Genomic DNA, 12,655 nt, shown 5'->3' with positions numbered 1-12,655 from the left:
CTCCTCGACGCTGCTCATGGCCGTACGTTAACCTACCAAACACTTGTTAGGGAAGTGTGGCGTTCGAGGAGGCGGGCACCCGATGGACCTGACCCAGACGGCCGGAGTGGAGGCCTTCCGGGCCGAAGCGCGCGCCTGGCTGGCCGACCACGTACCCGCCTCCCCCCTGCCCTCGCTGGAGACCCGGGAGGGCTTCGCCGCGCACCGGGAGTGGGAGGCCCGGCTGCACGCGGACCGCTGGGCGGTGGTGTCCTGGCCCGAGGAGTACGGCGGCCGGGGCGTCGACCTGGTGAGGTGGCTGGTCTTCGAGGAGGAGTACTGGGCGGTCGGCGCGCCGGGCCGGGTCTCGCAGAACGGCATCAGCCTCCTCGCGCCGACGCTCTTCGACCATGCGACGGCCGAACAGCGGGCCCGCGTACTGCCGCCGATGGCGAGCGGCGAGGTGGTCTGGGCGCAGGCCTGGTCGGAGCCGGAGTCGGGCTCCGACCTGGCCTCGCTGACGTCGCGTGCGGTCCGCACCGAGGGCGGCTGGCTGCTGTCCGGGCAGAAGACCTGGTCCTCGCGGGCGGCCTTCGCGGACCGGGCCTTCGGTATCTTCCGCACCGACCCGGACACCCCGAAACCGCACCAGGGGCTGACGTACCTGATGTTCGACCTGCGGGCGCCGGGGGTCACGGTGCGGCCGATCGGCCGTCTCGACGGCAAGCCGGCCTTCGCGGAACTCTTCCTGGACGAGGTCTTCGTCCCGGACGAGGACGTGATCGGGGAGCCCGGGCAGGGCTGGCGGATCGCGATGTCCACCACCGGCAGCGAACGCGGGCTGACCCTGCGCTCCCCCGGCCGGTTCCTCGCGGCGGCGGACCGGCTGGCCGCGCTGTGGCGCGCGCAGGGGGACCCGGCCGACACGGCGCTGCGCGACCGGGTGGCCGACGCGGTGGTCGGGGCGCGCGCCTACGAGCTGTTCACCTGGGCCGGCGCCTCCCGGTTCGCCGCGGGCGGGGCCGTCGGCGCCGAGTCCAGCCTGAACAAGGTGTTCTGGTCGGAGTACGACATCGCCCTGCACGAGACGGCACTGGACCTGCTGGGTGCGGACGCCGAGCTCGCGGACGGGGAGTGGGCCGAGCCGTGGGTCTTCTCGCTGGCCGGGCCGATCTACGCCGGGACCAACGAGATCCAGCGCGACATCATCGCCGAGCGGCTGCTCGGCCTGCCGAAGGGCCGCCGCTGATGCGCTTCCTGCCGACCGACGAGCAGTCGGACTTCGCCCGCACCCTGCGCTCCCTGCTGGGCTCGGCCCGGGTTCCGGCGACGGTACGGGCCTGGGCGGACGGCGCGTACGCGCCCGGGCTGGCGCTGCGCTCCCGGCTCGCGGCGACGGGCCTGTTCGCGCTGGCCGCCCCCGAGGCCTACGAGGGGGCCGGCCTGCTCCCGGCGGAGCTCTCGCTGGGCTTCGTGGAGCTGGGCCGGGCCGGGATGCCGGGGCCGGTGGTGGAGAGCGCCGCCGCGTCGGTGCTGCTGTCGGAACTGGGGGACGAAAAGCTCGCCGAGCGGTTCCTGCCCGGCCTGGTCGCGGGTGAGGCCTGGGCCACCCTGACGCTGCCGGACGGCGGGCCGTACGCCCTGGACGCGGACGCGGCCACGTACTGCTTCACCGTGTCGGCGGCCGGCGAGCTGCGGCTGGCCGCCCCCGCGCCGGGGGAAGTCCTGCGGTCGACGGACCCGGCGCGGCGGCTGTCGCGCCCCACGGCGGCCGGGGGCACACTCCTGGCCGCGGGGCCGGCTGTGGCGCGCGCGGCCGGGGCGGCCGGGCGCTGGGCCCGGCTGCTGACGGCGGCCCAGTGCCTGGGCGTGGGCGAGGCACTGCTGGAGCGGACGGTCGGATACGTCCGGCAGCGCACGCAGTTCGGGGTGCCGGTCGGCTCCTTCCAGGCGGTCAAGCACCGGCTGGCCGACACCCTCCTGGCCCTGGAGTTCGCCCGCCCGCTGCTGTGGGCGGCGGCGCTGTCGCTCGCCCCCGGCGACGTGGCGGCGGCGAAGCTGCGGTGCGGAGAGGCGGCGTACCGGGCGGCCATGACAGCCCTCCAGCTCCACGGCGCGGTCGGCTACACCGAGGAGCTGGACCTGTCGCTGTGGCTGCGCAAGGCACGCCCGCTGCGGGACGCCTGGGGCACGCCGTCGGCGTGCCGGGCGGAGGTGCTGCGGTCGGTCACACCCGGCTGACGTGGAGTCCGACCACGTAGTTCTCCTCGACCGTGCCGTCGGGGAAGAGCGGGGCCAGCAGCTCCCGTTCCGCCGCGAAGTAGTCGCGGGTGCCGGCCTCGCCCAGCATCAGGAAGGCGGAGTGGCTGGCCAGGTTGGCGAGGTGCGCGTCCAGCGGGATGCGCCGGGACCAGCGCACGGTGCGGGAGGTGAACCCGCCGAAGCCGCGGGGCAGGGTACGGAAGCCCTGCCCGCCGGCCGCCCCGAAGAACGCCGCCAGCCGGGCCTCCTGCTCGGCGATCCAGGGCACGGTGAGGTCCGGGTCGTTCCACCAGAGGGCGAGCGCGCCGCCCGGGCGCAGGACGCGGCGGGCCTCGGGGACGGAGCGGGCCGGGTCGGTCCAGTGCCAGGCCTGGGCGTAGGTCAGGAGGTCGAACGCGGCGGTGGCCAGCGGAAGCCGGTCCCCGTCCCCGCGTACGACCGGGATCCCGGGATGCGCCCGGCGCAGCTGCGCGGCCATCCCGTCCCCGGGCTCCACGGCGAGGACGTCGGCGCCCCGCTCGTGCAGCACGGCGGTGGCGATCCCGGTGCCCGCGCCCACGTCGGCCACGCGCGCCCCGGCGAGCGGGCGCCCGGCGAGCTCCTCGACGGCGTCGAAGAGGGCCGGCGGGTAGCCGGGGCGGTGGGCGGCGTAGGAAGCGGCAGCGGCGTCGAAGGAACGGGCACGTGTCGTCATGCGTCCATTGTTTTCGATCACATGGGCCGGGCAACAGGATCGAGGTGTCAGGGCCGGATCGCACCGGACTCCCCCGTCAGACGCGGGCCGTTGCGCAGGACCGCACCGACGCTCTCCGCGCCGTCGCATACGAGGACGGGTCTGAGCAGCGGAGGCCGCACGGGGCGACCGGCGTCGACCGCCGGAGCAGTCACGGCCGCGGAGCGTTCGGCATACCCTCACCCCATGACGAGCAGCGCCATCAGCCTCCGCAAGGTCGAGGAGTCGGCTCCGGCCCTCGTGAAGCTCTACAAGACGGCCGGGGTGTCCCTGCGCACGTACGGCCTGGAGGGCGGACGCGCCGCCGTCTACCTGGTCCTGGACTACTCGGGGTCGATGCGCCCCTACTATCAGGACGGCAGCGTGCAGGCCCTCGCCGACCGCGTGCTGGGGCTGTCCGCGCACCTGGACGACGACGGCCGCGTGCCGGTGGTCTTCTTCTCCACCGAGGTCGACGCGGTCGAGGAGATCTCCCTGGCCGGGCACGAGGGCCGGGTCACCGAGATAGCCTCCCGCCTGGGCCACATGGGCAAGACGGCCTATCACGCGGCGATGGACGCGGTGATCGACCACTACCTCGACTCCGGCGCGACGGCCCCCGCCCTCGTCGTCTTCCAGACCGACGGCGGGCCGATCAACAAGCCCCTGGCCGAGAAGTACCTGTGCAAGGCGGCCCGGCTGCCGCTCTTCTGGCAGTTCGTCGGCTTCGGCAACACCCGCAGCACCCAGTTCGACTTCCTGCGCCGGCTGGACGAGCTGCCCGTGCCCGCCCGACGGCCCGTGGACAACGCCGGCTACTTCCACGCGGGCCCGGACCCGCGCACCGTGCCGGACGGCGAACTGTACGACCGCCTCGTCAGGGAGTTCCCGGCCTGGCTGGCGGCGGCACGCGGTGCGGGCATCGTGCGCGCCTGACCGGGGTGCGCGGGTGCCCGCGCTTTGATGGACGTATGACGCATACCAGTTGGGCAGTCTTCGAGAAGGCGGAACCGGACCTCGCGGCGGCCGTCCAGGCCCGCTTCGCGCAGTACCCGCACCACGTCCTGGCCACCCTGCGCAAGGACGGCTCCCCGCGGGTGACCGGCCTGAACGTCGACATCCGGGGCGGCGAGCTGTGGCTGGGGATGATGGCCGGCTCGATGAAGGCCAGAGACCTCCAGCGCGACCCGCGCTTCGCCCTGCACACCAATCCGGGCGAGGGCGAGACCATGCCGGACGGGGACGTACGGATCTCCGGGCGCGCGGTGGAGCTCGTGGACCCGCCCGAACTCCACCGGTACGCGGAGGAGACGGAGACCCCGCACCCCTTCCACCTCTTCTACGCCGACCTCACGGAGGTCGTCCACATCGGCATCGAGGGCGACGACCTGGTGGTGCGGACCTGGCTGCCGGACCACAGCCTGCGCACCCAGCGCCGGGGAACCGACGACGAACCACCGCGCGAGGACCCGGCGCCGGAGGACGAGCCGGGCGGCGGGGGCCTGCCCCGGAGCGGCGCGGCCCCCGGTGCGTAGGCCGGCGGGGCGGCGGCGCAGCGGCCGGGCGCAGAACCAGTAGCGGTCGGGCGGGCCGGTGGGCGATCCGTGCGGAGGCCGGAGGTGGTGAAGCGGCCGAAGGGGTCCGCTTCCCGGTCCGCGCGGCCCCAGACCTGCCGGGCGGACCGGACGAGCACCGCTCCCGGGTCGTAGGCTCTCGGTCCATGACGACTCCCCACTGCTATGCGTGCAGCCAGGAGGCCGTGTTCGACGACCTTCCACCACGCGAGTGCGTGGCACACGACCGGCAATGGCGGGTGGCGCACGCCTTCAACACCGCATTGCCCGGCTGGCTGGTGCTGCTGCCGCGGCGCCACGTCCTCACGGTTCACGACCTCACCGCCGCCGAGGCATCGTCCCTGGGGGTGTGGCAGGTGAGACTCTCCCGGGCGCTGCGGAGCGTGACCGGTTGCGCCAAGACCTACGTCGTCCAGTTCGCCGAGGCCGAAGGCTTCGCGCACGTTCACTTCCACATCGTTCCGCGCACAGCGGATCTGCCGCCCGAGCATCGCGGGCCGGGTGTTTTCGAGCTGCTCCGGCGACCGGAGCACGAGCGGGTGACGACCGGGCAGGCCGACCGGATGGCCCTCTCCCTCCGTGACCGGCTGAACGGATACCCGGACGCTCAGTAGGCGGCCCGTGCCTCCGCGCCGGCGCCTGCCGGAATCCCGACCGGCACCGAGCCGCCCCGGCCGGGTCCCCGCTCCGCACCGCCCGGCGGAACGGAGCGCGCGCCCGCTCCTGCTCGGTGGAACGGGAGAGGAACCGGGAACCGCACGGCCGCGACGAACAACGCCCATGAGGCGGCGGGGAACGCGAGAACCGGGCCGGTGTCGGCCAGCTTGCTGTCACGGACGCGGATCGGGCCGGGAAGGTCGTCTGACACCTCGACGCAGTCGCCTCCTTCGCCGTTGCTGTACGAGGACTTGCGCCAGGACAGGCCGTTCACGTCTGCGCGCATGTCGCGTACTCCTCCGCCACCGACTCGATCAGGTTCAGGGACACCTCCGGTGACAACGCAGCAGCCCTGGCAAGATCGTATGACCTCCAGTAGCGCTGAACCAGGGCCGGATAGTCGAGCAGTTGCCCCGCATGGGGTCCCTCCGTATAGGCGACATCGGGCGCGTCCGGGAACTGGATGATGCGCACCATCGAGTTCAGGGCGCCATGGGCGCCGGCCGAGAACGGCACCACCTGCACGGTGATCCGGTGCGCCCGGACGTACGAAGCGATGTGCCGCAACTGTGCGGCCATCACAGCAGGCCCTCCGACGGTCGTCCGGAGCACCGACTCGTGCAGAACCACCCACATCTCGGGCGTCTCCGGATCGACGAGGAGTCGAGCACGTTCGGTGCGCGCCGCGACCAGGGCTTCAACGCGCTCTGACAGCGCGGTCGGGCTGGCTGCCCGGATGACCGCCCGCGCGTAATCGTCCGTCTGGAGCAGTCCGGGAACCAGCATGCAGGCGTACTCGTAGGTGGCCGTCGCCAGCCCTTCCAGCTCGGCCACGGCGGCGAAGTACTCGATGTGCTTGGACTTGAAGGCCCGGGCCAGGCGGAAGAAGTAGTCCCCTGTGTTCAGCTCTCTGTCGATGAGCTTGGCGATCTCCGGGCGCAGTCGGCGCCGCCCGCTCTCCATCATCCCGACGTAGGCCCCCGTGGCGAAGATCCGCTCGCCCAGCCCCTCCTGGGTCAAGCCCGCGGCCTCCCGCTTGCCCCGCAGTTCCTCACGGGCGAACTCCTCCGGCGTCTGTGCCCCGTCCTCGTCATTCGGCTTGGCCATGAGCCAACTCCCCGCTCCCGCAGTGCCCTCGTTCCGTGAAAAGCGTAGTCCTCGCCTCCCCGACGGTTCAGCGGAACGCATGGATACGACCACCCGACGCCGCAGCGCCCGCCACCCCTGGTCGGGGACGTGGCGGGCGCTGCGTCGGGTGTTCCGTACGCCGTTGTACGGACCGTATGAGGGGTCCCGCCCTTCGCGAGGCGGGGGTGCTTGCCGGTGCCTACACGGTCAGCGAGCGGTCCGTCGGCTTGACCGGGTACGGGAGGGTGCTGCTGCCGGTCAGGTAGCGGTCCACGCCGCGGGCGGCCGAGCGGCCCTCCGCGATGGCCCAGACGATGAGCGACTGGCCGCGGCCCGCGTCGCCGGCGACGAAGACGCCGTCGACGTTGGTCGCGTACGAGGCGTCGCGGTCGATGTTGCCGCGGGCGTCCAGCTCCACACCGAACTGCTGGACCAGGCCGTTCGCCTGGTCGGTGCCCGTGAAGCCCATCGCCAGGGTCACCAGCTGCGCGGGGAGGACGCGCTCGGTGCCGGGCTTCTGGACGAGCTTGCCGTCGACGAACTCGACCTCGACCAGGTGCAGGGCCTGGACGTTGCCGTCCTCGTCGCCCTCGAAGTGGGTGGTGGAGACGGAGTAGACCCGCTCGCCGCCCTCCTCGTGGGCCGAGGTGACCTTGTAGAGCATCGGGAAGGTCGGCCACGGCTGGTTGGCGTTCCGCTCCTCGCCCGGCTTCGGCATGATCTCCAGCTGGGTGACCGAGGCCGCGCCCTGGCGGTGGGCGGTGCCCACGCAGTCCGCGCCGGTGTCGCCGCCGCCGATGACGACCACGTGCTTGCCCTCGGCCGTGATGGGCGGGGCCAGGAAGTCGCCCTCCTGGACCTTGTTCGCGAGCGGCAGGTACTCCATCGCGAAGTGGATGCCGTTCAGCTCGCGGCCCGGTACCGGCAGGTCGCGCGAGACCGTGGCGCCGGCCGCGACGACCACCGCGTCGAACCGCTTGCGCAGGTCGGTCGCCGTGATGTCCCGGCCGACCTCGATGCCGGTGCGGAACTTGGTGCCCTCCGCGCGCATCTGCTCGATGCGGCGGTTGATGTGCACCTTCTCCATCTTGAACTCGGGGATGCCGTAGCGCAGCAGACCGCCGATGCGGTCGGCGCGCTCGTACACGACGACGGTGTGGCCGGCCCGGGTCAGCTGCTGGGCGGCGGCCAGGCCGGCCGGTCCGGAGCCGATCACGGCGACGGTCTTGCCGGACAGGCGCTCCGGGGCCTGCGGGGTGACGTCCCCGTTGTCCCACGCCTTGTCGATGATCGAGACTTCGACGTTCTTGATGGTGACGGCGGGCTGGTTGATGCCGAGGACGCACGCCGACTCGCACGGGGCCGGGCACAGGCGGCCGGTGAACTCCGGGAAGTTGTTCGTCGCGTGCAGCCGCTCCGACGCCGCCGCCCAGTCATCGCGGTAGGCGTAGTCGTTCCACTCGGGGATCAGGTTCCCGAGCGGGCAGCCGTTGTGGCAGAACGGGATGCCGCAGTCCATGCAGCGGCCGGCCTGCTTGCTGATGATCGGCAGCAGCGAGCCCGGGACGTAGACCTCGTTCCAGTCCTTCAGCCGGTCGGCGACGGGACGGGAGCAGGCGGTCTCGCGCGTGGTGGTGAGGAAGCCCTTCGGGTCAGCCATGGGTCGCCGCCTCCATCATCTTCTCCGTGGTCTCGGATTCCGAGAGTCCGGCGAGCTCAGCGGCGTCCTTGGCGGCGAGCACTGCCTTGTACGTGGTCGGGATGATCTTGCTGAAGCGGTCCACCGCGGCGGACCAGTCAGCCAGGAGCTTCGCGGCCACGGTCGAGCCGGTCTCCTCCTCGTGGCGGCGCACCACATCGTGCAGCCACTGCTTGTCGGTGTCGGACAGGGCCTCGACCGCGCCCGCGTTGCCGACGTTGACGTTGTGCGGGTCGAGGTCGACGACGTACGCGACGCCGCCCGACATGCCGGCCGCGAAGTTGCGGCCCGTCTCGCCCAGGACGACTGCCGTGCCGCCGGTCATGTACTCGCAGCCGTGGTCGCCCACGCCCTCCGAGACGACCAGGGCACCGGAGTTGCGGACGCAGAAGCGCTCGCCGGTGCGGCCGCGCAGGAACATCTCGCCGCCGGTGGCTCCGTAGCCGATGGTGTTGCCGGCGATGGTGGAGTACTCGGCGAGGTGGTCGGCACCGCGGTCCGGGCGGACCACGATCCGGCCGCCGGACAGGCCCTTGCCGACGTAGTCGTTGGCGTCGCCCTCCAGGCGGAGGGTGACGCCCTTCGGGACGAAGGCGCCGAAGGACTGGCCGGCGCTGCCCGTGAAGGTCAGGTCGATCGTGTTGTCGGGCAGGCCCGCGCCGCCGAACCGCTTGGTGACGTGGTGGCCGAGCATCGTACCGACGGTCCGGTTGATGTTCCGGATGGCGACCTGGGCGCGGACCGGCTGGGCCGCCTCGGCGGTCTCGGCGTTCAGCGCGTCGGCCGCGAGCTCGATCAGCTCGTTGTCGAGGGCCTTCTCCAGACCGTGGTCCTGCTCGATCAGGGCGTGGCGGACCGCGCCCTCGGGCAGCTCGGGCACGTAGAAGAGCGGCTCCAGGTCGAGACCCTGCGCCTTCCAGTGCGAGACGGCCTTGGTGGTGTCCAGCAGCTCGGCGTGGCCGACGGCCTCCTCGATCGTGCGGAAGCCCAGCTCGGCGAGCAGCTCGCGCACCTCCTCCGCGATGAACTCGAAGAAGTTGACGACGAATTCGGGCTTGCCGGAGAACCGGTCGCGCAGGACCGGGTTCTGGGTGGCGATGCCGACCGGGCAGGTGTCCAGGTGGCAGACGCGCATCATGACGCAGCCGGAGACGACGAGCGGCGCGGTCGCGAAACCGAACTCCTCGGCGCCGAGCAGGGCGGCGATGACCACGTCGCGGCCGGTCTTGAGCTGGCCGTCGGTCTGGACGACGATGCGGTCGCGCAGGCCGTTGAGCAGCAGGGTCTGCTGGGTCTCGGCGAGACCCAGCTCCCAGGGACCGCCCGCGTGCTTGAGCGAGGTGAGCGGGGAAGCGCCCGTTCCGCCGTCGTGGCCGGAGATCAGGACGACGTCCGCGTGGGCCTTGGAGACGCCCGCCGCGACCGTGCCGACGCCGACCTCGGAGACCAGCTTCACGTGGATGCGGGCGGCCGGGTTGGCGTTCTTGAGGTCGTGGATCAGCTGGGCCAGGTCCTCGATGGAGTAGATGTCGTGGTGCGGCGGCGGGGAGATCAGGCCGACGCCCGGGGTGGAGTGCCGGGTCTTGGCGACCCACGGGTAGACCTTGTGGCCGGGCAGCTGGCCGCCCTCGCCGGGCTTGGCACCCTGCGCCATCTTGATCTGGATGTCGTCCGCGTTGACCAGGTACTCGCTCGTCACGCCGAAGCGGCCGGAGGCGACCTGCTTGATGGAGGAGCGGCGCGCCGGGTCGTACAGGCGCTCGGGGTCCTCGCCGCCCTCACCGGTGTTGGACTTGGCGCCCAGCTGGTTCATGGCGATGGCGAGGGTCTCGTGCGCCTCCTTGGAGATGGAGCCGTACGACATGGCGCCGGTGGAGAAGCGCTTGACGATCTCGGAGACCGGCTCGACCTCGTCGAGGGAGATCGGGGTACGCCCCGGCAGTCCGGTCTTGAAGCCGAAGAGGCCGCGCAGCGTCATCAGGCGCTCGGACTGCTCGTTCACACGGTCCGTGTACTGCCGGAAGATGTCGTACCGGCGGTTGCGGGTGGCGTGCTGGAGGCGGAAGACCGTCTCCGGGTCGAACAGGTGCGGCTCGCCCTCGCGGCGCCACTGGTACTCGCCGCCGATCTCCAGGGCGCGGTGCGTGGCCGCGACGCCGGAGACCGGGTACGCCTTGGCGTGGCGGGCGGCCACCTCCTTGGCGATGACGTCCAGGCCGGCGCCGCCGATCTTGGTGGCGGTGCCGTTGAAGTAGGTCTCGACGAACGCGTCGTCCAGGCCGACGGCCTCGAAGACCTGGGCGCCGCGGTAGGAGGCGACGGTGGAGATGCCCATCTTGGACATGACCTTCAGGACGCCCTTGCCGAGCGCGTAGATCAGGTTCCGGATGGCCTGCTCCGGCTCCAGGCCGGACAGGAAGGTACCGGCGCGCAGCAGGTCCTCGACGGACTCCATGGCGAGGTACGGGTTGACCGCGGCGGCGCCGTAGCCGATGAGCAGCGCGACGTGGTGGACCTCGCGCACGTCACCGGCCTCGACCAGCAGCCCCACCTGGGTGCGCTGCTTGGTGGCGATGAGGTGGTGGTGCACGGCGGCGGTGAGCAGCAGCGACGGGATCGGCGCGTGCTCGGCGTCCGAGTGGCGGTCCGAGAGGACGATCAGGCGGGCGCCGCCCGCGATGGCCGCGTCGGCCTCGGCTCGGATCTCCTCGATCCGGGCGGCGAGCGACTCGCCGCCGCCGGAGACCCGGTAGAGGCCGGAGAGCGTGGCGGCCTTCATCCCGGGCATGTCGCCGTCGGCGTTGATGTGGATGAGCTTGGCCAGCTCGTCGTTGTCGATCACCGGGAAGGGCACGGTGACGCTGCGGCAGGAAGCCGCGGTCGGCTCCAGCAGGTTGGACTGCGGGCCGATCGAGGACAGCAGCGAGGTGACGAGCTCTTCGCGGATGGCGTCCAGCGGCGGGTTGGTGACCTGCGCGAACAGCTGGGTGAAGTAGTCGAAGAGCAGCCGGGGGCGCTCGGACAGCGCCGCGATCGGGGAGTCCGTGCCCATGGAGCCGAGCGGCTCGCCGCCGGTACGGGCCATCGGCGCGAGGATGACGCGCAGCTCCTCCTCGGTGTAGCCGAAGGTCTGCTGGCGGCGGGTGACCGAGGCGTGCGTGTGGACGATGTGCTCGCGCTCGGGCAGGTCGGTCAGCTCGATCTCGCCGGTCTCCAGCCATTCGGCGTACGGGGCGGCGGAGGCGAGCTCGTCCTTGATCTCGTCGTCCTCGACGATCCGCTTCCGGGCGGTGTCGACGAGGAACATCTTGCCGGGCTGCAGGCGGCCCTTGCGGACGACCTTGGCCGGGTCGATGTCGAGGACACCGACCTCGGAGCCGAGGACGACGAGGCCGTCGTCGGTGACCCAGTAGCGTCCGGGGCGCAGGCCGTTGCGGTCGAGGACCGCGCCGACCTGGGTGCCGTCGGTGAAGGTGACGCAGGCGGGGCCGTCCCAGGGCTCCATCATCGTGGAGTGGTACTGGTAGAACGCGCGGCGGGCCGGGTCCATGGAGGTGTGGTTCTCCCACGCCTCCGGGATCATCATCAGCACGCTGTGCGGCAGCGACCGGCCGCCGAGGTGGAGCAGCTCCAGGACCTCGTCGAAGGAGGCCGAGTCAGAGGCGTCCGGGGTGCAGATCGGGAAGATGCGGTCGAGCGCGCCCTCCCCGAAGGCGGTCGAGGCGAGCTGGGACTCGCGGGCCTTCATCCAGTTCCGGTTGCCCTTGACCGTGTTGATCTCGCCGTTGTGCGCGACGAAGCGGTACGGGTGGGCGAGCGGCCAGGACGGGAAGGTGTTCGTGGAGAACCGGGAGTGGACCAGGGCGAGCGCCGAGGCGAAGCGGCGGTCGGAGAGGTCCGGGAAGAAGGGCTCCAGCTGGCCGGTGGTCAGCATGCCCTTGTAGACGATGGTCCGGGCGGAGAGCGACGGGAAGTACACGCCGGCCTCGCGCTCGGCGCGCTTGCGCAGCACGAAGGCCTTGCGGTCCAGCTCGATGCCGGCCGCCCCGCCCCCGGAGACGAAGAGCTGGCGGAAGGCCGGCATGGTGGCGCGGGCGCCGTTGCCGAGCAGGTCGGGGGTGACCGGGACCTCGCGCCAGCCGAGGACCGTGAGGTTCTCCTCGGCGGCGATGGCCTCGATCCGCTCCGCGGCGACGGCCTGTGCGGTGCCGTCGGCGGGCAGGAAGGCGATGCCGACGGCGTACGCGCCGGCCTCGGGGAGCTCGAATCCGGCGACCTCGCGGAGGAAGGCGTCCGGCACCTGGGACAGGATTCCCGCGCCGTCGCCGGAGTCCGGCTCGGAGCCGGTGGCGCCACGGTGCTCGAGGTTCCGCAGAACGGTCAGGGCCTGCTCAACGAGGGTGTGGGTGGCCTCGCCGGTGAGGTTCGCCACGAATCCGACGCCGCAGGCGTCCTTCTCGTTGCGCGGGTCGTACATGCCCTGCTGGGCGGGGCGACCGTCCATGGGCGACCAGGCGGTGTTCAGGCCGGTCGCGGAGTGCGTGGATGCGGAACGCATCGGCTCTCCCGTCGTCGTCGTGGCATATGTGCTGGCCGAGGGACGACGTTGGCCCTCTGCGAAATTTCGTGCAGATTACATGATGA

General features: G+C 72.0%; 10 protein-coding genes. 5 read left to right on the top strand and 5 right to left on the bottom strand.

The window, feature by feature from the left end; translation table 11 throughout:
* The first annotated feature begins 82 nt into the window (after positions 1-82).
* Entirely contained in the window at positions 83-1,228 is a 1,146-nt protein-coding gene (locus AW27_RS25465; RefSeq protein ID WP_037926752.1) for an acyl-CoA dehydrogenase family protein, read from the top strand.
* The gene (locus AW27_RS25460) at positions 1,228-2,220 is read left to right on the top strand and encodes an acyl-CoA dehydrogenase family protein (protein ID WP_037926754.1); all 993 of its coding nucleotides are present in this window, start codon (positions 1,228-1,230) and stop codon (positions 2,218-2,220) included. Before AW27_RS25465 ends, AW27_RS25460 begins: the two co-directional genes overlap by 1 nt.
* On the opposite strand, the gene AW27_RS25455 is transcribed toward AW27_RS25460, so the two are convergent.
* The gene (locus AW27_RS25455) at positions 2,207-2,935 is read right to left on the bottom strand and encodes a class I SAM-dependent methyltransferase (RefSeq protein WP_037926758.1); all 729 of its coding nucleotides are present in this window, start codon (positions 2,933-2,935) and stop codon (positions 2,207-2,209) included. The genes AW27_RS25460 and AW27_RS25455 overlap by 14 nt on opposite strands.
* Before the next feature lie 225 nt (positions 2,936-3,160).
* On the opposite strand from AW27_RS25455, the gene AW27_RS25450 reads away from it, so the two are divergent.
* The 3 genes from AW27_RS25450 to AW27_RS25440 all read left to right on the top strand — a co-directional run bounded on the left by AW27_RS25450 (position 3,161) and on the right by AW27_RS25440 (position 5,141).
* Positions 3,161-3,889 (top strand): VWA domain-containing protein, encoded by a 729-nt coding sequence (locus AW27_RS25450; RefSeq protein ID WP_037926761.1) that lies wholly within the window; start codon positions 3,161-3,163, stop codon positions 3,887-3,889.
* A 35-nt stretch (positions 3,890-3,924) separates the two neighbouring features.
* On the top strand, positions 3,925-4,488 hold the full coding sequence (locus AW27_RS25445) for a pyridoxamine 5'-phosphate oxidase family protein (RefSeq protein ID WP_052031194.1): 564 nt from the start codon (positions 3,925-3,927) through the stop codon (positions 4,486-4,488).
* 185 nt (positions 4,489-4,673) lie between these two features.
* Entirely contained in the window at positions 4,674-5,141 is a 468-nt protein-coding gene (locus AW27_RS25440; protein ID WP_037926764.1) for an HIT family protein, read from the top strand.
* On the opposite strand, the gene AW27_RS25435 is transcribed toward AW27_RS25440, so the two are convergent.
* The 4 genes from AW27_RS25435 to gltB all read right to left on the bottom strand — a co-directional run bounded on the left by AW27_RS25435 (position 5,135) and on the right by gltB (position 12,515).
* A complete protein-coding gene (locus tag AW27_RS25435; RefSeq protein ID WP_063890637.1) occupies positions 5,135-5,470 on the bottom strand; it encodes a DUF397 domain-containing protein in 336 nt (111 codons plus the stop codon). The genes AW27_RS25440 and AW27_RS25435 overlap by 7 nt on opposite strands.
* Positions 5,455-6,291, bottom strand: coding sequence for a helix-turn-helix domain-containing protein (locus AW27_RS25430; RefSeq protein ID WP_037926767.1), 837 nt, complete (start codon positions 6,289-6,291; stop codon positions 5,455-5,457). The genes AW27_RS25435 and AW27_RS25430 overlap by 16 nt, the downstream gene beginning before the upstream one ends.
* A 220-nt stretch (positions 6,292-6,511) precedes the next feature.
* On the bottom strand, positions 6,512-7,972 hold the full coding sequence (locus tag AW27_RS25425; RefSeq protein WP_037926770.1) for a glutamate synthase subunit beta: 1,461 nt from the start codon (positions 7,970-7,972) through the stop codon (positions 6,512-6,514).
* Positions 7,965-12,515 carry a glutamate synthase large subunit gene (gene gltB, locus AW27_RS25420; protein WP_037927546.1) on the bottom strand — a complete coding sequence of 1,517 codons (4,551 nt, stop codon included), beginning with the start codon at positions 12,513-12,515 and terminating at the stop codon, positions 7,965-7,967. The genes AW27_RS25425 and gltB overlap by 8 nt, the downstream gene beginning before the upstream one ends.
* Positions 12,516-12,655 lie beyond the last annotated feature (140 nt).

Source organism: Streptomyces sp. PCS3-D2, assembly GCF_000612545.2.
Classification (GTDB): domain Bacteria; phylum Actinomycetota; class Actinomycetes; order Streptomycetales; family Streptomycetaceae; genus Streptomyces.
The sequence above is the reverse complement of the archived record's forward strand: the minus strand, read 5'-3'. Positions and strand labels throughout refer to the sequence as shown.

Excerpts from the sequence above, each read along its gene's own strand:
- AW27_RS25465 (WP_037926752.1), top strand. The coding sequence starts at position 83 with ATGGACCTGACCCAGACGGCCGGAGTGGAGGCCTTCCGGGCCGAAGCG.
- AW27_RS25460 (WP_037926754.1), top strand. The coding sequence starts at position 1,228 with ATGCGCTTCCTGCCGACCGACGAGCAGTCGGACTTCGCCCGCACCCTG.
- AW27_RS25455 (WP_037926758.1), bottom strand. The coding sequence starts at position 2,935 with ATGACGACACGTGCCCGTTCCTTCGACGCCGCTGCCGCTTCCTACGCC.
- AW27_RS25450 (WP_037926761.1), top strand. The coding sequence starts at position 3,161 with ATGACGAGCAGCGCCATCAGCCTCCGCAAGGTCGAGGAGTCGGCTCCG.
- AW27_RS25445 (WP_052031194.1), top strand. The coding sequence starts at position 3,925 with ATGACGCATACCAGTTGGGCAGTCTTCGAGAAGGCGGAACCGGACCTC.
- AW27_RS25440 (WP_037926764.1), top strand. The coding sequence starts at position 4,674 with ATGACGACTCCCCACTGCTATGCGTGCAGCCAGGAGGCCGTGTTCGAC.
- AW27_RS25435 (WP_063890637.1), bottom strand. The coding sequence starts at position 5,470 with ATGCGCGCAGACGTGAACGGCCTGTCCTGGCGCAAGTCCTCGTACAGC.
- AW27_RS25430 (WP_037926767.1), bottom strand. The coding sequence starts at position 6,291 with ATGGCCAAGCCGAATGACGAGGACGGGGCACAGACGCCGGAGGAGTTC.
- AW27_RS25425 (WP_037926770.1), bottom strand. The coding sequence starts at position 7,972 with ATGGCTGACCCGAAGGGCTTCCTCACCACCACGCGCGAGACCGCCTGC.
- gltB (WP_037927546.1), bottom strand. The coding sequence starts at position 12,515 with ATGGACGGTCGCCCCGCCCAGCAGGGCATGTACGACCCGCGCAACGAG.